At 51.6% G+C, this 24,242-nt stretch carries 20 protein-coding genes and 2 tRNA genes; 8 read left to right on the top strand and 14 right to left on the bottom strand.

Going from position 1 to position 24,242, the window contains the following annotated elements:
- Positions 1 to 99: 99 nt before the first annotated feature.
- The 7 genes from lpdA to sdhC all read right to left on the bottom strand — a co-directional run bounded on the left by lpdA (position 100) and on the right by sdhC (position 9,610).
- Positions 100 to 1,539, bottom strand: a complete 1,440-nt coding sequence (lpdA, locus tag OR573_11245; protein ID XGA79076.1) for a dihydrolipoyl dehydrogenase — start codon at positions 1,537 to 1,539, stop codon at positions 100 to 102.
- A gap of 90 nt (positions 1,540 to 1,629) precedes the next feature.
- On the bottom strand, positions 1,630 to 3,183 hold the full coding sequence (gene odhB, locus OR573_11250; protein XGA79077.1) for a 2-oxoglutarate dehydrogenase complex dihydrolipoyllysine-residue succinyltransferase: 1,554 nt from the start codon (positions 3,181 to 3,183) through the stop codon (positions 1,630 to 1,632).
- 38 nt (positions 3,184 to 3,221) lie between these two features.
- Positions 3,222 to 6,056: a 2-oxoglutarate dehydrogenase E1 component gene (locus OR573_11255; protein XGA79078.1), complete on the bottom strand. Its 2,835-nt coding sequence runs from the start codon at positions 6,054 to 6,056 to the stop codon at positions 3,222 to 3,224.
- A 321-nt stretch (positions 6,057 to 6,377) separates the two neighbouring features.
- On the bottom strand, positions 6,378 to 7,088 hold the full coding sequence (locus OR573_11260) for a succinate dehydrogenase iron-sulfur subunit (GenBank protein XGA79079.1): 711 nt from the start codon (positions 7,086 to 7,088) through the stop codon (positions 6,378 to 6,380).
- A 27-nt stretch (positions 7,089 to 7,115) separates the two neighbouring features.
- On the bottom strand, positions 7,116 to 8,888 hold the full coding sequence (gene sdhA / locus OR573_11265; GenBank protein XGA79080.1) for a succinate dehydrogenase flavoprotein subunit: 1,773 nt from the start codon (positions 8,886 to 8,888) through the stop codon (positions 7,116 to 7,118).
- A 3-nt stretch (positions 8,889 to 8,891) separates the two neighbouring features.
- Positions 8,892 to 9,239 carry a succinate dehydrogenase, hydrophobic membrane anchor protein gene (gene sdhD, locus OR573_11270; GenBank protein XGA79081.1) on the bottom strand — a complete coding sequence of 116 codons (348 nt, stop codon included), beginning with the start codon at positions 9,237 to 9,239 and terminating at the stop codon, positions 8,892 to 8,894.
- A complete protein-coding gene (gene sdhC, locus OR573_11275) occupies positions 9,233 to 9,610 on the bottom strand; it encodes a succinate dehydrogenase, cytochrome b556 subunit (protein ID XGA79082.1) in 378 nt (125 codons plus the stop codon). The genes sdhD and sdhC overlap by 7 nt, the downstream gene beginning before the upstream one ends.
- Before the next feature lie 550 nt (positions 9,611 to 10,160).
- Here sdhC and gltA point away from each other — a divergent pair.
- Both gltA and OR573_11285 read left to right on the top strand, forming a co-directional pair.
- Positions 10,161 to 11,447: a citrate synthase gene (gene gltA / locus OR573_11280; protein XGA79083.1), complete on the top strand. Its 1,287-nt coding sequence runs from the start codon at positions 10,161 to 10,163 to the stop codon at positions 11,445 to 11,447.
- 113 nt (positions 11,448 to 11,560) lie between these two features.
- On the top strand, positions 11,561 to 12,442 hold the full coding sequence (locus tag OR573_11285) for an NAD(P)-dependent oxidoreductase (GenBank protein ID XGA79084.1): 882 nt from the start codon (positions 11,561 to 11,563) through the stop codon (positions 12,440 to 12,442).
- Positions 12,443 to 12,861: 419 nt separating this feature from the next.
- On the opposite strand, the gene OR573_11290 is transcribed toward OR573_11285, so the two are convergent.
- From OR573_11290 to gltX, 3 genes are all read right to left on the bottom strand, one after another.
- A tRNA-Glu gene (locus tag OR573_11290) sits at positions 12,862 to 12,937 on the bottom strand.
- 28 nt (positions 12,938 to 12,965) lie between these two features.
- A tRNA-Ala gene (locus OR573_11295) sits at positions 12,966 to 13,041 on the bottom strand.
- Positions 13,042 to 13,139: 98 nt separating this feature from the next.
- The gene (gltX, locus tag OR573_11300) at positions 13,140 to 14,621 is read right to left on the bottom strand and encodes a glutamate--tRNA ligase (GenBank protein XGA79085.1); all 1,482 of its coding nucleotides are present in this window, start codon (positions 14,619 to 14,621) and stop codon (positions 13,140 to 13,142) included.
- A gap of 349 nt (positions 14,622 to 14,970) precedes the next feature.
- Here gltX and OR573_11305 point away from each other — a divergent pair, with 349 nt between their 5' ends.
- On the top strand, positions 14,971 to 15,501 hold the full coding sequence (locus OR573_11305; GenBank protein XGA79086.1) for a helix-turn-helix transcriptional regulator: 531 nt from the start codon (positions 14,971 to 14,973) through the stop codon (positions 15,499 to 15,501).
- Here OR573_11305 and OR573_11310 read toward each other — a convergent pair.
- Positions 15,498 to 16,112, bottom strand: a complete 615-nt coding sequence (locus OR573_11310; protein XGA79087.1) for a hypothetical protein — start codon at positions 16,110 to 16,112, stop codon at positions 15,498 to 15,500. The two genes, OR573_11305 and OR573_11310, sit on opposite strands and share 4 nt — an antisense overlap.
- Before the next feature lie 380 nt (positions 16,113 to 16,492).
- On the opposite strand from OR573_11310, the gene OR573_11315 reads away from it, so the two are divergent.
- From OR573_11315 to vsr, 5 genes are all read left to right on the top strand, one after another.
- Positions 16,493 to 16,651, top strand: a complete 159-nt coding sequence (locus OR573_11315; protein XGA79088.1) for a hypothetical protein — start codon at positions 16,493 to 16,495, stop codon at positions 16,649 to 16,651.
- 76 nt (positions 16,652 to 16,727) lie between these two features.
- A complete protein-coding gene (locus tag OR573_11320) occupies positions 16,728 to 16,895 on the top strand; it encodes a hypothetical protein (protein ID XGA79089.1) in 168 nt (55 codons plus the stop codon).
- 517 nt (positions 16,896 to 17,412) lie between these two features.
- Entirely contained in the window at positions 17,413 to 18,927 is a 1,515-nt protein-coding gene (locus tag OR573_11325) for a DNA cytosine methyltransferase (protein ID XGA79090.1), read from the top strand.
- Positions 18,887 to 20,023 (top strand): DUF3883 domain-containing protein, encoded by a 1,137-nt coding sequence (locus OR573_11330; GenBank protein XGA79091.1) that lies wholly within the window; start codon positions 18,887 to 18,889, stop codon positions 20,021 to 20,023. Before OR573_11325 ends, OR573_11330 begins: the two co-directional genes overlap by 41 nt.
- Before the next feature lie 3 nt (positions 20,024 to 20,026).
- On the top strand, positions 20,027 to 20,494 hold the full coding sequence (gene vsr, locus OR573_11335; GenBank protein XGA81731.1) for a DNA mismatch endonuclease Vsr: 468 nt from the start codon (positions 20,027 to 20,029) through the stop codon (positions 20,492 to 20,494).
- Between the two features lie 449 nt (positions 20,495 to 20,943).
- On the opposite strand, the gene OR573_11340 is transcribed toward vsr, so the two are convergent.
- The 3 genes from OR573_11340 to OR573_11350 all read right to left on the bottom strand — a co-directional run bounded on the left by OR573_11340 (position 20,944) and on the right by OR573_11350 (position 24,225).
- A complete protein-coding gene (locus tag OR573_11340) occupies positions 20,944 to 22,200 on the bottom strand; it encodes an ISL3 family transposase (protein ID XGA79092.1) in 1,257 nt (418 codons plus the stop codon).
- A gap of 257 nt (positions 22,201 to 22,457) precedes the next feature.
- Positions 22,458 to 23,366, bottom strand: coding sequence for a hypothetical protein (locus OR573_11345; protein XGA79093.1), 909 nt, complete (start codon positions 23,364 to 23,366; stop codon positions 22,458 to 22,460).
- 1 nt (position 23,367) lies between these two features.
- Entirely contained in the window at positions 23,368 to 24,225 is an 858-nt protein-coding gene (locus OR573_11350) for a hypothetical protein (GenBank protein ID XGA79094.1), read from the bottom strand.
- Between the last annotated feature and the right edge of the window lie 17 nt (positions 24,226 to 24,242).

Consider the following 24,242-nt stretch of genomic DNA (forward strand, 5'->3'; position numbering starts at 1 on the left):
CATCCCCGTGCTTGCGGTTCCTGCCGTCTTTATAACAAGCCGGCATGGCCGAAAGCGTTGCGCCACCTTGCGGTGGCGCTTTGTTATAGATTACCCAGCTTATTTACGCTTTTTACGGTTAGCCATATGGATGGCATGGCCATCGACAGCAAGTGCTGCTTCATGCACGGCTTCCGACATGGTCGGGTGAGCGTAGCAGGTCAGGGCCAGATCTTCAGCGCTGGAACCAAATTCCATAGCGATCACGCCCTGAGCAATCATTTCACCGGCGTGCTGGCCGACGATATGCATGCCCAGAATGCGGTCTGTTTCAGCATCGGCAATGATCTTGGCAGTTCCTTCCGTTGCATTGTTGGCCATGGCACGACCACTGGCAGCAAACGGGAAGGCACCAACTTTAACGTCAATGCCCTTGGCCTTGGCTTCCTGCTCGGTAATACCTACCCAGGCGACTTCCGGGAAGGTATAGACTACATTCGGAATGGTGTCGTAGTTCATCTCGGCTTTATGGCCAGCGATGATATCCGCCACCATAATACCTTCTTCGGATGCCTTGTGTGCCAGCATGGGGCCACGCACACAGTCACCGACTGCATAGACGCCGGGCAGGTTGGTACGGCACTGGTCATCAACAAAGATAAAGCCGCGCTCATCCAGCTCAATGCTGACACCGTCAGCAATAACGCCCTTGGTATAGGGGCGACGACCCACGCAGACAATCAGCTTGTCGAAGGTTGTTTCCTGCTCACCGTTGGCATCGGTGTATTTCACCACCACTTCATCGCCCTTGACCTCGGAACCGGTCACTCGGGCATTAAGCTTGATATCCAGACCCTGTTTCTTGAGGATCTTCTGGGTTTCCTTGGCGATGGAGGCATCTACCATCGGCAGGAAGTCATCCATGGCTTCAAGCACGGTGACTTCTGAACCCAGGCGGTTCCAGACGCTGCCCAGCTCCAGACCGATAATACCCGCACCAATAACGCCCAAACGCTTGGGCGTTTCCTGAAACTCCAGCGCGCCTGTCGAGTCGACAACCTTGCCCTCAACCAGCGGCGTAGGCGGAATTTCAATCGGTACAGAACCCGCTGCGATGATGATGTTATCCGCATCGTAAGTCGTGGTCTTGCCGTCGTGGCCGGTCACTTCAACCTGCTTGCCGGAAGCTACCTTGCCCGCGCCTTCAATGGAGGTGACGCCGTTAGCCTTGAACAGGCCGGAAATACCGCCGGTCAGGTTCTTAACGATCTTGTCCTTGCGGGCCATCATCTTCTTGACGTCCATAGTGACGTCGCCAGCCTGGATGCCCAGGTCGTCAAAGTCATGTTTGGCTTCAACGAACTTGTGTGAGGCTTCCAGCAGGGCCTTGGAAGGGATACAGCCAACGTTCAGACAGGTGCCACCGTGGACAACATTACCTTCCTTGCCAACCCACTTTTCGACACAGGCCGTCTTGAGCCCGAGCTGTGCTGCACGAATGGCGGCCACATAACCACCGGGGCCGGCACCGATTACGATCACATCAAACTTATCAGCCATGTTGGCTCCTTTAGCTTGGTTGCCTCCGCCCTTATGGGGCTGGAGGCGGAGTGCAATTGAACGTGAATGCGTGTTCGTTTGTGGCGAGACTTACACGTCCAGCAACAAGCGTGCAGGGTCTTCCAGCAGCTCTTTGATGGTCACCAGAAACTGGACTGCATCCTTACCGTCGATCATGCGGTGATCATAGGAAACGGCCAGATACATCATCGGGCGGATTTCCACTTTGCCGTTCACCGCCATCGGGCGATCCTGGATCTTGTGCATACCCAGAATTGCGGTCTGCGGCGGATTGATGATCGGCGTCGACATCAGTGAACCAAAGGTGCCGCCGTTAGTGATGGTAAAAGTACCCCCGATCATATCGTCCATGCCCAACTTGCCATCGCGGCCACGCTTACCGAAATCAGCAATATTACGCTCAACATCGGCAATTTTCATGCTGTCGGTATCGCGCAGAACCGGTACGACCAGGCCACGGTCGGTGGACACTGCCACGCCGATATCCTGGTAACCATGGTAAACAATGTCGGTGCCGTCAATTGAGGCATTGACGTCCGGGAAACGCTTGAGCGCTTCAGACGCAGCTTTCACAAAGAAACCCATAAAGCCCAGCTTGATATCATGGGCCTTCAGGAAGGTTTCTTTGTATTGGGAACGCAGGGCCATGATTTCGGTCATGTCCACTTCGTTGTACGTGGTCAGCATGGCCGCGGTTTGCTGTGCCTGAACCAGACGCTTGGCGATGGTCTGGCGTAAGCGGCTCATGGGTACGCGCTTTTCGGGACGCTCACCTTCTTCTATTACAGGTGCTGCTGCCTTGGCTGGCGCGGCCGCTGGCTTGGCCGCTTTCTTGGCGGAGCCATCCTTGACAGCTTTCTGAACGTCTTCTTTCAGGATGCGGCCGCCTTTGCCAGTGCCCGCAATCTTGCTGACATCCAGATCGTGCTCTGCGACCATCTTACGCGCCGCCGGGGCGAGAATCTTGTCGCCGACTTTTTCATCAGCGCTTTCGTCGTCGCTAACAGTGCTTGCCGGTGCAGCCGCTTGCTCGCCATCTTCCCCGCCAGCGCCTTCAACAAAGATCGCCAGCACGGCTTCTGATTCTACCTGGCTGCCTTCTTCGGCTTTGATTTCGCTCAGAGCGCCATCGGCCGGTGCTACCACTTCCAGCACAACCTTATCGGTTTCGATTTCAGCCAGAACCTCATCACGCTTGACCGCTTCACCTACCTGCTTGGTCCAGCTGGCAACCGTTCCTTCCTGAATCGACTCCGGGAATGAGGGCGCCTTGACGTCGTAGGCCTTTCCACCTGCGGCTTCAGACTTGGCCGGTGCGCTTGAGGTGTCCTGCTTCTCTTCAGAACCTTTCTCAGCATCCGCAGCGCCAGATGCCTGCTTGGCACTCCCCTCACCCAGCGTGCCCAGCACCTGTTCGGAGGCAACGGTATCACCCTCTTCAACCATTACATCACTTAAGGTGCCAGCTTCCGGTGCCACCACTTCCAGAACGACTTTGTCGGTTTCAATTTCAACAATCAGTTCGTCACGTTCGACGCTATCGCCCGGCTTCTTATGCCATGCTGCTACCGTACCTTCGGCAACAGACTCTGGAAAGGTTGGCGCTTTAATCTCAGTAGCCATTTCGTTTCCCTTTTAATTGCTTTGAACCCGGTGGGCGCTTATTCGTTGAAAGCGTCTTCCACCAGCTGGCGTTGCTGTTCAGTGTGAACGGACATATAGCCTGCCGCAGGTGCAGCAGATGCGGGACGTCCGGCAAATTTCAACTTGCCCCCCAGACCTTCCTTAAGCATCTCAGCAACGGCACGCATATGGTGCTGGCTGGAATACCAGGCCCCCTGGTTGAGTGGCTCTTCCTGGCACCAGACAATATCTTCAATCCCCGCATACACCTGAAGCGCTTCCAGCAGCTCTTCTTTCGGGAACGGATACAGCTGCTCCAGACGCACAATAGCCGTATCCTGGCGTTCGTTTTCACTGCGCCAGGCAGCCAGGTCGTAATAAACCTTGCCAGAACACAGGACAACGCGCTTGACCTTCTCGGCGTCCAGACCCGCCTGATCCGGTAACACCATCTGGAACTTACCATTCGCCAGATCTTCAAGACTGGAGGTGGCTTCCTTATGGCGCAGCAGCGATTTTGGCGACATAACCACCAGTGGCTTACGCAGCGGGCGGATCACCTGACGGCGCAGCAGATGGAAGATCTGTGCCGGCGTGGTCGGAACACAGACCTGCATGTTGTGCTCGGCACACATTTGCAGGAAGCGCTCAAGACGTGCCGAAGAGTGTTCCGGCCCCTGCCCTTCGTAGCCGTGGGGCAGCAGCATGGTCAAACCACACAGACGCCCCCACTTGGTCTCACCTGATGAGATGAACTGGTCAACCACCACCTGAGCACCGTTGAAGAAATCGCCAAACTGCGCTTCCCAGATCACCAGATCGTTGGGCGCTGTGGTGGCATAGCCATATTCAAAGGCCAGTACGGCTTCTTCAGACAAGTAAGAGTCATGAATGGTAAACGCTGGCTGACCTTCTGCCATCTTCTGCAACGGCACGTAGGTGCTGCCATCTTTCTGGTTATGAATCACCGCGTGACGGTGCGAGAAAGTACCCCGCCCAACGTCCTGACCGGTAATACGCACCGGATGACCCTGATCCAGCAGAGTGGCGTAGGCCAGTGTTTCAGCAAAGCCCCAGTTAAGGGCCAGGCCACCGGCATGCATCTTGCGGCGATCCTGGTAGATCTTGGCCACCTGACGCTGAACGTCGATGCCATCCGGGATGTCACACATCTTGGCGGCGAGACGTTGCAGACGCTTCATGTCGAAAGACGTATCCGCGTTGCCGCTCCACTCATGGCCAATATAGGGTGCCCAATCAACAAACAGCGATGTGTTGGGCTCCTGAACCAGGGCATTAGCAACGTGATTACCTGCCATCAGGTCTTCACGGTACTTCTCCATCATCGCCTTGGTGTCGTCCTCAGTGACCACGCCCTCCTTAATCAAACGCTCGACATAGACACTGCGCGAGGACGGATGATCCTTGATCTTGGAGTACATCATTGGCTGGGTGCCAGAAGGCTCGTCCGCTTCGTTATGCCCGCGGCGCCGGTAGCAGACAAGGTCAATCACCACGTCTTTCTTGAACTGGTGACGGTAGTCCAGTGCCACTTGGGTAGCATGCAGAACAGCATCAGGATCATCGCCATTAACATGGAAAATCGGCGATTGCACCATCTTGGCAATATCGGTGCAGTACTCTGTCGACCGCGCATCCAGCGGATGGGAGGTGGTAAAGCCCACCTGGTTATTGATGACGATGTGGACGGTACCACCCGTCTTGTAGGCACGGGTCTGGGACATCTGGAATGTCTCCATCACCACGCCCTGGCCAGCGAAAGCGGCATCGCCATGCACGCTGATGGGCAGGACTTTCTCGCCGCTTGAATCATTGCGGCGATCCTGACGGGCGCGCACTGAGCCCTCCACGACGGGCGAAACAATTTCAAGGTGTGACGGGTTAAACGATAGCGCCAGATGGACTTCACCGCCCGGCGACATCACATTGGAACTGAACCCCTGATGATATTTGACATCACCCGAGCCACGCTCGATCACCTTCTTGCCGTCGAATTCATCAATCAGATCGGCAGGATTCTTACCCAGAATATTGACCAGCAGGTTAAGACGACCACGGTGGGCCATACCGATAACGACTTCTTTCGTGCCGTATCCCCCTGATCGCTGAATCAGCTCATCCACCATGGGGATGAAAGATTCACCGCCTTCCAGACCAAAGCGTTTGGTACCCGGGTATTTCGACGCCAGATAACTTTCCAACCCTTCAGCGGCGGTCAGACGTTCCAGCACGTGCTTGCGCGTTTCATCACTGAAAGCAGGTGCGCTGCGCACCGACTCAAAGCGACGCTGCAACCAGCGTTTTTCCTCGGTGTCGACAATGTGCATGATTTCACAGCCAATTGAGCGACAGTAGGTTCGCTCAAGAGCGTCTACGATGTCGCGCAACGGGGCTTTATCAATACCCAGGAAAAAGGAACCTGTCTGAAACTCGACGTCCAGATCAGCTTTGGAAAGCTGATGAAAGGAAAGATCAAGATCGGGGACGGGGGTGGGATTACGCAGTCCTAGCGGGTCAATATTGGCCTTCTGATGGCCCCGGAAGCGATAGGCGTTAATCAACTGCAGGACTTTAACCTGCTTTTTGTTCTCACCATTATCGGTCGCCGCAGCGACGCGGCCTGGACGCGTTTCGCGGCCTAGCTGGTAGAACTGATCACGTATCGGGCTTAAGGGTACATCGTGGGAGGCACTGCCCTCGGGGCGAGGAAGCGAATCAAAATAATCGCGCCACTCGTCAGGGACAGCATTGGGATCGTCGAGGTACTGCTCGTAAAGCGCTTCCACGTAGTGAACATTGCCGCCACTTACGTGCGAAGAACGCCACATCAACTCCATTATGCCTTGTTGCATCTCTCGGTCACCCTGCACTGATGGGGTGGTATCGATGTCGCCACACCATGCGACGACAACGCTATAGCCCTGCCGGCGGGGCGGAACATTTGCCGGCGGCACCGGCGCATGGCCGGAAACCCTGTTACTGTTACTCGCGTTCTTGTTTCTGATCAGTCCATGCTCAAAAGCCGGTACCTTTAGCACCGGCTTTTAAACCTGGCTGGCCAGTGGTGCGACTCACCGCCGCACCATCTGACTTGCCCTATGATAACAACTGAAGCGCCACTATTTAAGTGGCTTTGATGCGCAACTTAAGTGGCATAGGCTTTTTTATAACACTCAGGTGGCATCTGCCAACAGCATGTCACGAATTTTACCAATCGCACGAGTCGGGTTTAGACCTTTAGGACATACCGCAACACAGTTCATGATACCGCGGCAACGGAACACGGAGAACGGGTCTTCCAGTTCGCTCAGACGCTGTTCTGTGGCGTTGTCACGCGAGTCCGCCAGGAAGCGGTAGGACTGCAGCAAACCAGCGGGGCCAACGAACTTGTCCGGGTTCCACCAGAAAGACGGGCAAGACGTAGAGCAGCAGGCACACAGGATACACTCGTACAAGCCATCCAGCTTGTCACGGTCTTCCGGTGATTGCAGGCGCTCAATCGCAGGCGCTGGCTCATCGTTTTGCAAATACGGCTGGATACGCTCGTATTGCTTGTAGAACAAGCCCATGTCCACGACCATATCGCGGATGACCGGCAGGCCAGGCAGCGGACGCAGAGTCAGCTTGTTGCCTTTGATGACATCCGACAGCGGCGTAATACAGGCCAGGCCATTCTTGCCGTTCATGTTCATGCCATCAGAACCGCAGACACCTTCACGGCAGCTGCGACGGAAAGCCAGGCCATTATCCTGCTCTTTCATAATATGCAGAACGTCCAGCACCATGAGATCCCGCCCCTTGGTGTCGACCTGAAATTCCTGCATGTAAGGTGCGGAGTCCGTTTCCGGGTTATAGCGGTATATGGATACCTGTAGATTGGACATATTGACTCCCTCTCGTCAGTGCGGAGATTAGTAGGTACGAACCTTGGGTTCGAACGTATCAACGGTCTTCGGCTTAAAGTTGACGTCACGCTTCTTCAGCTCTTTGGTCGCCGGGAAGTAAAGTGAGTGCTTCAGCCAGTTGGCGTCATCACGGTCGGGGAAATCGTAACGCGAGTGGGCGCCACGGCTTTCCTTACGCTCCAATGCAGCAATCGCGGTTGCTTCTGCCACTTCCATCAGGTTATCAAGCTCAAGCGCTTCGACACGGGCCGTGTTGAAAGCATTCGACTTGTCCGGCAGGTAGGCGTTATCAATGCGGCTGCGCAGGTCAGCCAACTTCTGAACCCCTTCCTGCATGTTTTTCTCTTCACGGAACACACCGAAAGAGTTCTGCATGATTTCCTGAAGTTCAGCCTTCAGCGCAGGTACGGTCTCGCCACCTTCGGATTCATTCCAGCGGCTCATGCGCTTCATCGCGAACTCGATGTCAGACTCGCTGGCATCCAGATACTCAATGCCTTCGTTCAGCGCGCTTTCAATGAACATACCCGCTGCGCGGCCAAATACCACCAGATCCAGCAGTGAGTTACCGCCCAGACGGTTAGCACCGTGAACCGATACACAGGCTGCTTCGCCACAGGCGTACAAGCCGTTGACGATCTGGTCGTTGCCGCTTTCGTCCTGCATGATCGCCTGACCATGCACGTTGGTCGGGATACCGCCCATCATGTAGTGGCAGGTCGGCACGACCGGAATCGGATCCTTGGCAGGATCTACGTGAGCAAACGTCTTGGAAAGCTCAACGATACCCGGCAAGCGCTTACCCAGTACATCTTCACCAAGGTGGTCAAGCTTCAGGAAGACGTGATCGCCTTTCTCGCCACAGCCACGGCCTTCGATGATTTCCATGACCATTGAACGGGCTACCACGTCACGACCTGCAAGGTCTTTGGCGTTCGGTGCGTAACGCTCCATGAAGCGCTCGCCGTCCTTGTTGATCAGGTAACCACCTTCACCACGGCAACCCTCGGTGACCAGAGTGCCCGCACCGTAGATACCGGTCGGGTGGAACTGCCACATTTCCATATCCTGCATCGGGAAACCGGCACGCAGTGCCATACCGATACCGTCGCCGGTGTTGATCAGCGCATTGGTGGTAGACGCGTAGATACGGCCCGCACCACCGGTTGCCAGCACTGTTGCCTTGGACTTGACCTGCACCACTTCACCGGTCTCGATGCACATGGCAATACAGCCCACCACATCGCCATCGCTATTCTTTACCAGATCTACCGCATACCACTCGTTCAAAAACGTCGTGTTGTTCTTGAGGTTGTTCTGGTAAAGCGTATGCAACAAGGCATGGCCGGTACGGTCAGCGGCTGCACAGGTACGTGCGGCCTGACCGCCTTCACCGAAGTTCTTCGACTGGCCACCAAAGGGGCGCTGGTAAATACGGCCGTTATCAAAGCGTGAAAACGGCAGCCCCATATGCTCAAGCTCGAATACGGCTTTCGGGCCTTCGGAGCACATGTACTCGGCGGCGTCCTGGTCAGCGATGTAGTCGCCGCCCTTGACGGTGTCGTACATGTGCCAGCGCCAATCATCATCCGGATCTGATGATGCAATTGCACAGGTAATCCCGCCTTGGGCGGAAACCGTGTGTGAACGGGTCGGGAAGACTTTTGACAATACCGCTGTCTTTTTGCCCGACTTCGCCAGTTCCAGAGCGGCACGCAGACCAGAGCCACCACCACCGATGATAATAGCGTCGTATGTCAAGCTACGAAGGTTAGACATGTATCAGGCTCCCCACAGAATTTGAATGCTCCACACCAGAAAGGCGAAGATGGCCAGAATGACGAACAGCTGGGCACCAATACGCACATTGGTCGGCTTGATGTAGTCGGTTGTGACTGTCCAGAGACCGACCCAGGCATGTGCCGACAGTGAAATAAACGCCAACAGCGAGAAAATGCGCATCCAGGTCTGGGCGAACAGACCGCTCCAGGCGTAGTAATCAAGCCCAGGGTTGAACAACAGATAGGCAACAAGGAAAACGGCATAAAATGCCATTACAACGGCAGAAACACGCTGCATCAGCCAATCAGAAAGACCGCTGCGACTAAAACTTGTAATGTTGGTTACCATACCCAGACTCCTGCCAAAATGATCAATACAGCGCTGACCACAACAGTGATCTGTGCTTTCTTCTCGCCGCCTTCAAGGGTTACCCCAATATCAGCGTCCATTACCAGGTGTTTGATACCGGCAACGAAATGGAAGGCAAATGCAGACAACAATCCCCAGGCAATCAGCTTGGCCAGGAAGTTATTGGCTAGCGCACTGCTAACCGCATCGAAACCGGCGGGAGACGAAAGCGATGCACTCAACGCCCAAAAGGCAAAGATCAGACCAACGAACAGGATGACACCGGTGATTCGGTGTGTGATCGACGTCAATGCCGGAAGTGGGAAATGTATCGTAGATAGATCTAGATTTACGGGTCGTTTGCTATTCACGGCTTTTTACACACTCTCTTGGCCCGCTCTGCGACAGGTCGGGCATGGCCCGAGCGGGCAGTGGTTGCTGGAAGGGGCTCGGCCGTTGCCAAGTCGGGCACGAACACCAACCTGCATGGGTGTCGCGCGACTCAGATTATAAGAACCTAATGCCCCGCTGACAAACTGAACAAAAGCGTTACTCGACTATGGTGCAACAAAAATCACACCCTATTAGTCGATTTTGCACTGCAGCATGTCTATAGTAGTCAGGTAAACCACTACTTGAAACACTGACTGGCTTTTTTTCCAAATGCATTGCCTGTCACCCGCATAAAGATATCGCCTTGGCATGCTGAAAAATCGGCTGCCTTGAATGAAAGAGCAATGAACGTCAGGTGATGTAATCATATACAAATATTGTTCAAGGTAACAACCCTGTACTATTGTAGCTAGCATTTAGGCTAATTGACAATCTGTCGCACACTTCTATAGTGGGCAAGCCTTTTCGCCGGCGCGGTATCTAAATAATGACATCACGTCCCCAAACCGAATTCGAAAGGAGGCCTGCATGGCTGACAGGAAAGCAACACTGACGGTAGATGGCCTGGATAAGGCAATTGAACTACCCATTTATTCCGGCTCACTTGGACCAGACGTCATTGACGTCCGTGCTCTGGGTAGTGAAGGCCTATTCACCTATGATCCTGGCTTTATGGCTACGTCCTCCTGCCAATCAGCCATCACCTACATTGATGGCGGGAAAGGTGTCCTTCTGCACCGTGGTTATCCGATTGACCAGCTGGCCAGCGAATCCAACTTTGTTGAAGTTTGCTATACCCTGCTGTTCGGCGAGCTTCCCAGTGAAGAGCAGTATGCTGATTTCGAGTCGCGTATCCGTAATCACACCATGGTACACGACCAGATCAACAACTTCTTCAAGGGCTTTCGCCGCGACGCCCACCCTATGTCGATCCTGTGTGGTGTTGTAGGCGGCCTGGCGGCTTTCTATCACGACCATATGGACATCACTAAAGAAGAAGATCGGGTGATCAGCGCTATCCGCCTGATCGCCAAGATGCCCACCATTGCCGCGATGTCGCACAAGTATAACGTTGGGCAGCCGTTCAACTATCCGCGCAATGATCTGAACTACGCTGAAAACTTCCTTTATATGATGTTCAGCAACCCGTGCGAGGACTATAAGATCAACCCGGTCTGCGCCAAGGCCATGGATCGCATCTTTACCCTGCACGCTGATCATGAGCAGAACGCCTCAACTTCAACGGTACGTCTGGCAGGCTCTACCGGTGCCAATCCGTTTGCCTGCATCAGCGCAGGCATTGCCGCTCTTTGGGGGCCGGCACACGGCGGCGCCAACGAAGCCGTTCTGAACATGCTGGATGAAATCGGTGATGACTCTGAAGAGAACATCCAGCGCTTTGTTGACAAGGCAAAAGACAAGGATGACCCCTTCAAGCTGATGGGCTTTGGACACCGCGTCTATCGCAACTTTGATCCGCGCGCCAAGGTCATGAAAGAGACCTGTGACGAAGTCCTTGCAGAACTCGGCCTGGCTGATGACCCTCAGCTCAAGATTGCCAAGCGTCTGGAGCAGATTGCCCTGGAAGACGAGTACTTCATCGAGCGTAAGCTCTATCCGAATGTCGACTTCTACTCAGGCATCATTCTCAAGGCCATGGGCATTCCCACCAATATGTTTACCGTTATCTTTGCGGTCTCGCGCACAATTGGCTGGATCTCCCACTGGCACGAAATGCATAGCGACAGCTACAAGATTGGTCGTCCTCGCCAGCTTTACACTGGCCATGACCAGCGTGATTATCCCAAGAAATGATCTGCTCGACTGTCGAACCTTGCCAGCGCTTTCTGGCATGATCGAAAAGGCCACCCTAGGGTGGCCTTTTGTTTGCATAAATACTTTGCATAAACATTTAAGGAGACGTTGTAATGCGCACTATTTCTACCGTTGCTTTTATCGGCCTGGGCGTAATGGGCTACCCCATGGCGGGGCATCTGGCTCGCCAGGGACTCACCACACGGGTCTACAACCGCACGACTCAAAAAGCTGAGCACTGGGTCGCCGAATATGGCGGCAGCGCCCATACCACCCCCGCAGAAGCCGCTGAGGGCGCTGACCTGGTATTGGTATGCGTCGGCAATGATAACGATGTACGCGAGGTTATCTGCGGCGAGCACGGCGTTTTACAGAGCATGCAGAGCGGCGCCTATCTGGTCGACCATACCACTGCATCTGCAGACCTTGCACTGGAACTGGATGCCGCCTGCCAGGAACAGGGCATTGCCTTTTTCGACGCACCAGTCTCGGGCGGGCAACAAGGCGCAGAAAATGGCGCCCTAACCATTATGTGCGGCGGCGACGCCGGTCATTTTGAACAGGTCAGACCGGTTCTTGACCACTATGCCCGTGCGGTCACCCTGATGGGCGAGGCCAGCAGCGGCCAGCTCACCAAGATGGTTAACCAGATCTGCATCGCTGGGCTGGTACAAGGGCTGGCAGAAGGCCTGCACTTTGCTGAGCAGGCAGGGCTTGATCAACGCCAGGTAGTCGATGTCATCTCTAAAGGGGCCGCTGGCTCATGGCAGATGGAAAACCGCCACGCCACCATGATTGACGATCACTATGAACATGGTTTCGCGGTCAACTGGATGCGCAAGGATCTGGACATCTGCCTGACACAGGCACGTCGCCTTGACGCTACCCTGCCCGTCACCGCACTGGTCGATCAATTCTACGCCGATATACAGGCAATGGGTGGCGGAAGATGGGACACTTCATCGCTACTAAAACGCTTGCGCAAGCCCGAATAACGCTTGACTTTTTCACCCTCGGGGCAGAAACAGGGTTTTTCCACACCTTCTGTGGATAACCCTGTTCACAACCACTAGAAAACGTCTCAGAATCGCCATTATATGCGGGCTTGCCTTAAATTGATCAATTTTTGACCTAATATAAGCTATTGATTTTAAATAAATTACGCCCAAGCGCCTGTTTTCAGGGCAGTGTTATGGTAGTTGTGCACAACCTGGCGTCGAAGAACAGCAAAAGTGGACAAGTCAAGCCTAAATTGCACACAAACTGGCAATAAAGCGAGAAATCAAAAGACAGGGACGGCAAAAAACAACAATGGAATAACCATTATTGGTATGGGAGAAAAAGGTTCTTTCAGGCTAGCTGATGGAGTAGTTAATACTGCAACTGGATTGCGTGGAAACAGATACAAAAAGAGTGGCGTCCCATAGGGGGTTCGAACCCCTGTTACCGCCGTGAAAGGGCGGTGTCCTAGACCACTAGACGAATGGGACGTAGACACGTTGCTTCGAGTGCAATAAATGGTGGAGCCTAGCGGGATCGAACCGCTGACCTCAACACTGCCAGTGTTGCGCTCTCCCAGCTGAGCTAAGGCCCCACATGCCCTGAAGACGAGACGTATAATACTTATTCGCCCCGTCTTCGTCAACCTATTTAAGGCACTTAATTGGCACTCTGGCCAGTGTGGTGGATTGCTCAGCCAATATCACGAAACTCTTTCTCGAAACGCTTCGCCTGTTTTTTCGAAACACCCCCTAACACCTCAATAGCATGGCGCAAGCGCGCGCGAGTCATGTCTGAGCCCAGAATGACCATGCCATGCAAAACAGAGGTGCTCGTGGTACTGCCTGTAATGGCAATAAACACCGGCCCAAGAAAGGCCTTCATCTTGAGCTCAAAATGCTCTGCCAGAACCTGCACTTCGCCTTGCAGTGATTCCTTGTTCCAGGCAGGGACAACCTCCAATCGCCAGGTCAAAAACTGCAACAGTTTCACCAGAGTTTCCTGTTCAAGCTTGATTGACGCAAACGACCCTTGATCTATCGCCGGCAAACCAGCAAAAAAATGCCCCGCCAACGGCATGACCTGAGACAGGGTTTCCACACGCGGCCTGACTTGAGGGATGATCTGGCGCGCATAGTCCTCGTTAAACGCCCATTCGCGCAACGCCTTGAGAAAGGCCGTATCATCAAGATCCTCGCGGATGTATACACCGTTCAACCAGGTCAACTTCTCAAGATCGAACACCGGGCCGCCCAGCGAAACGCGCTGAATATCAAAAGATGCCAGCATCTCGTCCAGGCTGAACTTTTCACGCTCATCCGGCATGGACCACCCCATCCGCCCAAGGTAGTTGGTCACTGCCTGAGGCAGAAACCCCATGCGCCGGTAATAATTGATAGAGGTGGGATTCTTGCGCTTGGAAAGCTTCGACTTGTCCGGGTTACGCAACAAAGGCATATGGCACAGCTCAGGCATCTCCCAACCAAAGTACTCATAGAGCAACTGATGCTTGGGAGCCGAGTTGATCCATTCCTCGCCTCGCAGTACGTGGGTAATGTCCATCAGATGATCATCCACCACGTTGGCCAGATGATAAGTGGGCATTCCATCAGATTTAAGCAGGATCTGCGCATCGACCTGACTCCATTCCACTTCAATGCGCCCACGCAACATATCCTCTACCACACAGACACCTTCGCTTGGCACCTGCATGCGTACAACGTAGGGCCAGCCTTCCTGTTCGCGGCGTGCAGTCTCTGCTGCATCAAGGGCAAGATCAGAAGGCTTGAGCGCCAGATGCATGCCAGCGGCCTTACGCGCTTCGCGCAACTGATCCAGTTCTTCAGAGGTACGATAGCACTTGAACGCATGGCCAGCGTCAATCAACTGCTGAGCATGCTGAGCATAGATATCGCCCCGCTCACTTTGGCGATAAGGGCCATGCGGGCCACCCACGTCCGGGCCTTCATCCCATTCAAGGCCTAACCAACGCAGCGAATCAAGAATCATCTGCTCAGATTCAGCCGTTGAGCGCGCCCGGTCAGTATCTTCTATTCTCAATATAAATTGGCCGCCATGCTGACGGGCAAAGCAGAGATTGAATAACGCAATATAGGCTGTGCCCACATGGGGGTCACCCGTTGGCGAAGGAGCAATACGAGTTCGTACAGTCATGGAGACTTCCTTGAAAACAGCAGAATGAATCAATTTACGTGAACGCATTATACGCGTTCATACAGATACCGGCAGTAGCCGCACCCACCGTAAATAATTACTGGAACATTAAGACCCAAACAGCATCAAAAGGTTGATTTACCGTTTTATAGGCTAAGATAAAAGCAGTAACAGGGTGACTTTGCATAAGCAACCGCTAAAATGGACAATAGAAGATCAAGCTGACGCTTGGCACATTGCCTCTGACAGCTTTTGCTCAGCAGCTTGTCTGCACAATAATGTTTAAAGTATCGCCGTCAGGCTTCACCAACACCCACCTGAACGCTCAGGTGCTCAATAGGAAAAACCCATGCAATCGCTAGGCGCTCGCATCAAGGAGCTCAGGCTTAGAGCCGGACTTAACAAAGCTGAATTAGCACGAAGAATTGGCGTATCAGACGTCACCATCTCTTATTGGGAATCGGGTGCTATCAAGCAAATCGGGCATGAGCGGCTGGTCGCCCTGGCGGATGCACTCACCTGCTCGCTTTCCACCCTGCTTGAAGGGGACAGTCATTCGGCGCTGCCCGTGCTTAGCCACACAGGGACTCTCCCCTGGGAGCAAATGAACGCCAGCCCGATTGATGTTAGCGACAGCATTCTTCCTGTCAGAGTACCTTGGCAAGCTCCTGCTTTCATCGCCACGCCCGGGCCTGACACCCATTTTGACCCTTTAAAAGCAGGTGACCTGGCGTTACTGGGGCCCACTCAGGTATTCCAGCAGCCAGGCCACTATCTTGTATCCAATGGCTCTCAACTGGCATTGAAGCATTTCGACACCTTACCTGGCAGCGAGTTGACCCTGCATGCCATCCTGCTCTGCCATTGGCGGGTCAGCTAGGCGTCAGGCACTGCCAGAACTTCTACTTCATCACGTGTCCGCCGCGGTTCGGCTCCAATCAGAAAACGGCGCGAATAGTTGATAACCTGCCCCAAACCGTGGCGGGATTGCTCAACCAGCTCGCCCTTCAGGTTTTCGCCTTCAAGGCCGATCCGCTGGCGCACATTCTCAGGCTGAATACTCGACTCCATCAGTTCGACGCTGACGTGGTAACCACCATCAGGCAAGCCGCTGCCTGGGCCCAGAGGCCCCACCCGGAAACGCCCTTCTTCACCCACCCGAGTTCTTTCCCGCCAGCGCACACTGCTTAATTCACGCTCGACCATGACACTGATATTGGAACTCACCGGCAGATTTGTCTGACCGGTAACAATGATCCGACGATCACTACGCAATTCCATGGACGCTTCAACCGACACTTCAAGTGGTTGAGTAGACACTGATGACTGTGTCTCGGATGTTGAAGACTCTTCAGACACCTCATCCGCTGAACGCGTCGTTGTATAGTCTCTGCCAAGGGTGGCTTTCTCTTCATCGCCAGATCCACCACAACCTACCAACAACGTAAACATAACACCTACCACCAGCCACTGCATTTTGATGACCGCCATTCAAGCCTCCTCAGGATTTGGCAATGCTACGGCAACACCAAATAGATAATGCCACGACATTACGCCGATAACACCTCAGCGTACAGGCACATCACGTACAAGTATTGGAAAATAATTTGGCAACTCTTGTGCCGTCTGGCAAGAAGCCCTTCTCACCTCGGTTTAACGCCCAGGCCCGACCCACTTGCGGACACATATAAGACCAGACGGCACAACAAAAGTTGGTGAGAAAGGTTATAAAACCAAGGTCGACATTACGCTCGGGATCATCGATGCCCTACGGGATACCTACAAAATTACGACGCAGAAGCGCGGTGAGCAACAAAAAGCAAGAGCACCATTTTCATGCCATAATGTTCAACTCGGTTTCAGGAGGTCGCATGGGAATAGTGTTTGGTAACAGGGAATTTATCGATGAAACAACACTTCCCAGCGCGCAGATTCAGCACTTTTCGATGGCTGATACGGATTACGGTGCCCTTTTTATTCCCCGCCCGGCTTGGGATGACACCACCGCTATCAAAGTTGTGAGGGAGTAAAGACTCTACCGCCGCTACGGAGCGCATTTCGTCGCCAATGGTCTAACGCCTTGCACCTCTCAAAGAGGAACCTGCTATGCATTCATACGTTAAAGATCAATCAACACAGCAGCGCAAGGCAGCCACCATCAAGGCTGCCCGCACGCGCTATCTTGCTGCTAAAAAGCAAGGCAAAGTTAACGTTACCCTGAGCGCTGAAGAAGCACAGAAACGCGCCCAGAAGACGGTTTTCCGTTTGTCCTAAGTACTTTTGCCCCCAAACGCAAAACCCCAACCAATTCAAGGTGGCACATGAACAGCGACCGTGCTTTGGGTCATATGCTCATTTTATAAAACAATGCCTACTCATCACCATTGTAGGCCGCCTTACCAGCACAGCTAATGGGCTTTCATTGACATTGGAGACGACTACGGACGTCTATACATTACATCATACAGCAAGCTCCTCAGTGTCACACCCAACTGAAAAAGCGCAGACTTAGTGGGTTAAAGCCTGCTTCCCGTGACTGAAATAGCCCGAAGGTCAAACCGACCCGACCCTGAAACCTCAATCATCGTCGAATTCACCCACCAGTTCACGAACATCTGTAACCTTAAAAATCAGAGGGCAGACGCATAGTTAATCGTATAACACGTAAAATAATGCACTGTACGTTATTCCAGTGGTAAAATTACTTATATCTCAATACGCGTATCACAGGAACTGAGAAATCAGTCTCAGATATTGGTGTATACTGGGCAATCGAATTAGGACAGTCTCTATGTGCCGTGTAATCCAGCAAAAAATTGAACGAATTCGAGCAGGCGGGGCCCCCAGGGTGCTCGACTTATTCGCCGGATGCGGCGGAATTTCACTAGGGTTTAATGCAGCCGGATTTCAAAATATTGCTGCTGTAGAGTTTGACCCGGCGGCCGCTCGTTCCCACGCTATGAACTTTCACCGCGATGCCACACCTGAAATGCAGGCAGTTCATGCTAAGGCCAGGGATATTGTCACCACAGAGCCTGAAGACCTGCTGGAAGAGCTAGGCATGCAAGGCAACCCGCAAACCCAGGTAGATATAGTGGTAGGCGGCCCGCCCTGCCAGTCATTCGCTCGTGTTGGGCGCGCTAAATTGCGTGAAGTCGCAGAGCATCCGGAAGCCTATCTGAACGACCCACGCGGCAACCTGTACTTACGCTATCTACATTATGTGACGGCGCTGCGTCCGGTCGCGATTCTTATGGAAAACGTGCCCGACGTACTCAACTACGGTGGCCACAACATTGCTGAAGAAGTCTGTGAAGCGCTTCGAGACCTTGGTTACGAGCCTCGCTACACCATGCTGAACGCCGTGTTTTATGGCGTACCAGAAATGCGTGAGCGGATGTTCCTGGTGGCCTACCGCAAAGAGCTTGAATGCACAGACTGGTTCCCCAGCCCAACCCATTGGATTGACTTACCCCGTGGTTATCACGGGTCGCGTCAGGTAGCGATGAAAACCATTAAGCGCGACCTGCTGGATGAAGAAACCCAGTTCTTCATTGACCCGCCGGAACCAGAACAAGCCGGTTTAAAGCCTGCGGTCACGGCCGAGCAGGCACTGTCAGACCTGCCCACCATTGCCGAAGACTCAGAGCAGAAACTCAAGAAAGGCCCACGCCGTTTCGACACGCTACAGTTTTATCCAGCGAACTTGCACCTCAATGAATACCAACGCATCATGCGAGACTGGCCAAGCTTTGAAGCACTGGATGGTGTGTATGACCATGTGATTCGTTACCTGCCCCGTGATTACAAAATCTTCGCCCGCATGCAGCCCGGCGATCAGTACCCCCAGGCGCATACACTAGCGAATGAAATGTTCGAAGAACGGCTTAAAGAGATTGAAAAGAAAGAAGGCTTCCGCCCACAGGAAGGTACCGAGCGTTTTGAGGCTGAAAAGAAAAACTTCATCCCGCCCTACGACCCGACCAAGTTCCCTAACAAGTGGCGCAAAATGGAAGCGGACCAGCCCGCAAGAACACTCATGGCACACCTGGGCAAAGACAGCTATTCACATATTCATTACGACAGCCAGCAGGCCCGCACCATCTCAGTGAGAGAAGCTGCACGCCTACAGTCTTTTCCTGATGGGTTTGTATTCACAGGACCAATGAATCCCGCCTTTCGACAGATTGGCAATGCCGTGCCACCACTAATGGCAAAGGCGCTTGCTGTAACCATTAAAAAACAACTGACAGGGAATGCTGTGCATGTCGCGCAAGATCGCACTGAAGAAGCTAACGCTATCTGATCTGACTATTTTTGAATACCACTTCCGTCAGGGTAGAGGTAAACAAAAGTCTATAAACCTAAACCGGGACGTTTTTGAAAAGATCTATTACCCAAATCTGACAGCTATTGCCGAAGAAAAAGAATGGGATTCGTTTATCTTAAACTTGACCATTTTTGGTCCTGGCGACTCCCTTTCTCAAGTATTACCACAGAAAATCATCAAAAAGAAAAGTTATAAAAATTGGCGCTTGAACGGTAAATATATAGCCACCCCAGATGATAATATACGGTATCAGGTACTAGATGCCGGCGACTACGCTATCATGGAATTTATCGGTGCAGCTTGGCCTACCCAGATGAAAATGACTTTAGTGGCCGCCAATCATCCAGACGATGCAGGGCTTCACCATACGTTACAAAACCTGTATCAAAATACCAGCATGAAAGCCCTTACGCTTGAAGAATTGGCAGAAGTGGAAAAGCTGGCGGGCAACCTGATGCCTACCAGCCACCCTTTCCGAGACTTACTGGATACCCAGGACCTAGAAGATGCGGCCCAAGGCGGTATTGAAGGTATTCAAAACCTTCGCAAACGGCGTCGCGCCCGTGGAGTCTCTATTGAAGAACTACGTAAAGCCAAAAAAGCGGCTGAAAATGTCGGCCATTTGGGAGAAGAGGTTCTCAACCAATATCTTTCTGAGCAGGTAGGCCTTAGCATCGACAATTACCAATGGGTGGCCAGCGAGAACGCCATCGCGCCCTATGACTTTGAAGTCGTTATCAACAGCGCTAGACAACTGATTGACGCAAAATCCACAGGTGGCCCCTTCACAAACCCTATCCACGTTTCATTGGCAGAACTACGGGAAATGGCAGAGTCTGAATCTCCTTACCGCATTTACAGGCTTTATGAGGTTAAAGAAGATTACGCAAAGCTAGCCATTTCTACACCAATGGCAAACATGGCATCCTCAATCCTGGCATGCGTGGATGCCCCCCTTAAAGACAACGCGCTCAATGGCGTTACGGTTGATAGCGTATCTATTCGACCTGAAACCATTGAATGGGAAAATGAGCTGGTCATCGAAAACCAGGAACTTGAAGAAACGGAGTAACCTATACCCGCTCAATCAAAGGATGTCCTCACGCGGCCCCAACGCACCTATTGTATGAGCCGCATTCAGGGCAAACATACGAAACCAGAAATGGCCGTGCGGCGCTACCTGCACGGCCAAGGCTTCCGCTTTAGGCTTCACCGCAAAGACCTTCCCGGCAAGCCTGACCTTGTGCTGCCACGCTACCGATTGGTGGTCTTCGTTCACGGCTGTTTCTGGCACCGCCACCAAGGCTGCTATTACGCCACCTCACCTGCTACTCGAAAAGAGTTCTGGTTGAACAAACTGGAAGAAAATGTAAAGCGTGATCACCGTCAGCAAAAGGAACTGATCGAACAAGGGTGGCGCATATTAGTGATATGGGAATGCGGTATTCGTCATATCAGCAACGCATTTAGCGACTTCCCAGCCCTGATAACGGGCAATGACGTATTTAGCGAATGGCCTAGCAAGCTACCACGCCAACGATAACATAGCCCCAACGCAGAACCCCCCAGCCATCCATGTCCGGGGGTTTTTCTTGTGTTGCCGCTTCCTTCTGGCGAGCCGGATGCCGTCCCGCGCACTTCAATGCGGCATCTTTAAGATGGCACACGTACAGTCATCACGCCGCAGCTAATAAGCGACAACTTATGCAAGAAAATGCTTACACAGCATCATTACATATATCAGCGCGTACCTGCTTAATCACGACTCCCCGGAACTGAGCTGGCCGAACGAAGTGGCCCTGGCCACCTTTCAACGGCAGCAACCGGCAGCGGCTGCCTGCTCGGTGGGATCGAAACACACAGCATGTTCCTTCAATCTCTGCTAACACTAGGTCATCATGGTCGGGCGAGCTGTCTTTGTTCACTACCGGATGATGGGGCGGTGATAAGTCTCTCATATTGTTGCCTTGTTTTTACTGGCTCTTCGTCATTTCATGTGGATTTGGCCTGATCAAGCAGGCAGCCCACCGGGCTACCAATCAGGTAAATCATAGCAATGAAATTAGCTTCATTTCGGTAGCCCCGTGCACGTGAACGAGCCGCCTGAAACAGACCGTTCATTCCTTCTAGTCGCGCGTTTGTCAGCCCCGAGTGCCAGCGCCTGATTACCGCATCAGCGTGTCGCTCAAGTGTGTCCAGCGCCTTCTTCATTGGCTTCAGTAGGGGCTTTTCAGAAGCCGCCGCCTTCATGATTTTTAGGTAGTTCGTGATCCGCCAACGTGCGGCTCTGGGCGTTGACGCTTTCTGAATCCAGCTTAGCTTTTCCTTGATCACCCAGGCATCGGCCGTGGCGCTTTGATCAGCGACCAGCTCCTGAAGTGCCGATATCTGTTTAGGTGTGTGGTTCTCATTTTCCAGGCTCTTCAACAGTGCCCAGCGCAGCGACTTGGGGTGTTTCTGCTCGCGGCGTTCTTTCTTGCGCACCTCGTCCAGCCGCTTGGTGAAGGTCTGCACGATATGGAACCAGTCGACCGTTACCTCCGCCTTGGGAAGAGACTCGGTGACGCCACTAAGGAAAGCAGGTGACATGTCACAGACAACCTCGACCACATTGTCCACATCGCCACCATGAGCCGCCAGGAAGGCACTGAACGCCTTGATGGTGTCCTTGCCGCAGCCTGGAACAGCGAAAATCACCGGTTCCTGCTTGCGCTGCATATCGAGGAACACGGTGACGTAACGATGCCCGCGTCGGGACGCGGTTTCGTCCACGCCAACCATGGTCACATTGGACAGATCCAGCTCTCCCAGCATGCGGTTCACGTAGTGGTGCACGATGCGCCATAGTCGTTTGTCGGAAATCTCCAACTGCCGGGAGACAGCCAGCACTGGCATCTCCTTGACGAGCGACATGGCCGCCTGCTCGAACAACAGGGTAAAGTCACTGCCGGGCCGCGCCCAGGGCACCTTTATGCGTTTGACGCCATGTTCAGGACACTTTGTACGAGGGACGCGAGCATGCAAGTAACAATGGTGCTGAAAGAAGTTCAGATGTCGCCAGGTTTTGTCAGCAAAGTCGTGGGCTTGGCAGGCCTTACCGCACTCTGGACAGGGATAGAGGCTGCCACGCTCCGCCTCGACATACAGCTCCAGGCGGTGAGGCGACACAGCGGTATCCAGGTGCTGATCCTTGAGAATCCAGGGCGCTTCCAGGCCAAGGCCGAGTGTTAAAATCTGGGTGCCGTCCATGTCGTACCTCCTGCTAATATGGAGGCAATATTCTGGCTCAGCTCAGGGGGCGAATTCCACACCCAACGACGAAGAGCCTTTTTACTTCACATTAAGCAATGGCTGCATCACCTTCCTGCAAAATCAGTGACTATTGAGGGATGGAGAAAGATATTTTTCTTTCTCTGGTTCAACATTCACTAAATGACCGGCACTAATTATATTTAAAATACTACACATCTAAATTATAATTAAAGCCAATATTTAACTTGTGCACGTTATTCATATTTACTAGAAAATATAATAAAGTAAAAATTAGCTAAGAAACACATTCCAATATCGACAAAAACTTCAAAAAATTTATTAGGAAGAACGATTTCACGACCGTCTAAGGAGTAATTTTTAGAATACAAATGGTGAAAATACATATTTCTAACCTTTACCACTAAATCAAAAACACGTCCAAAAATAGTCTCAACTTGTTTTAAGTCATCATTGAAATTAAAATCACTATCACTTTTAAATATTTTCTTCAATGCATTATAGTGTTGTTCTGGATGTTCAGAAAAATCCATCTTGACATTTGCAGAATAAATATTAGAATCCATTATTGACCTAATAAATTTTTTACCGAATCCCATCTCTGACTGACTATTATCATCTCCAAAAAAAGATTTAAAAGCCTCGTATGTCTTTTTGTAACCATCAGAACGCTTTAAATACATAAGAGGTAAGGCATAACTCATATGCTCCAACCCTCTATATATATGCAAAAAACTTTCTACATAGCGCTCATTTTTACTTGCAGCTATTGAATACGAAATTTCTAATAAAAAACTTTCATAGAATTTTTTATTTTCAAGATAACGCCCTCTGAATGAGTTTAAAAACTTTTGTTCATCTAACATTAACGGGGCCAATATATTTCCAACTTCCGCCCAAAGATAAGTACTATCCAGAAACTGATTTTGTGGCTCTATAAGATAGTAATTTTTATCAAAAATAATACTATCTTCACCCGATTTTAAAAAACAAATCCCCCCTAAGAAAGTCCTGAAAACCACATACTCAGGCGAAGAGGATGGGTTTAATCTAGAATTAGCTTCAGGATTAAAGCTATTATAACAATGATGATATCTATCTAGTTCTGAAAATTCACATACGTCGTTAAGTAAATAGCTGGACATATTAAATCACCGATGAAAATTTATGGGTAAAATCCAACTCATCCCAATCTCTATTTTCATCGAAATTAGAAACAAAAAGTTCAGCACAAACCCTTCGAGCATAGCCAACTTTAATTCGTGAAACTTGTAAATTATCAAATGCTAGCTCAAAAACTTTTACTCTATCTAAAAAATCATTACTAGAGGTGTTAGATATCACTTCAAAAGAATCTCTTACACCAGAGCAAAAACCAACAAAGTTATTTTCGCTTTGAAACCATTTTTTTAGCTCAGGCTCATCTTCTGATAAGCGTGATATTAAATCAACCACGTCATAGAAACTGTACTTTACATCTATTATTCCAGAGCCTACAACCTTCCTAGCAATAATTTCGTCCATTTTACTTTCAATAATCTTATTATTGTCGATATTTACACTAGAGCTAAGAAAGGCTAAGTAACCTTTTATAATATCGGCCTTTTTAAAAGCTCCATGCCTTCTTCGCCTACCAGGCTCTCTCTTTTCAGCTTGAACAGATAACTCAACCTCATCAAAATCAAAAATATTGCCAGCAATAACCTCAATTTGATGACGTGCACTCATTGGCTTCTGACCATTATTTAAAGTAATCATTCTGTACAGAAGCAAATCATAAGTACTACAAATAATTATGTTGACGTATAACTTCCTATTTTCAATATCAGAAAATGTTTCCCCCATATCCTGTTTAACTCTATTTAAGGTATTTAACCTCTGTATGCCATCTAAAACAAAAAAATCATCAACCTTATCATTCACGTAACTTCTAAGTTTTAAAATATCAAGGTTTTCTTGTAGAGAAACTTCTTCATCAATAAGAGCAATGGTGATCGGAGGCATAACACATCCAATCTTTA

It is taken from the genome of Halomonas sp. CH40 (assembly GCA_041875495.1).
Classification (GTDB): domain Bacteria; phylum Pseudomonadota; class Gammaproteobacteria; order Pseudomonadales; family Halomonadaceae; genus Vreelandella.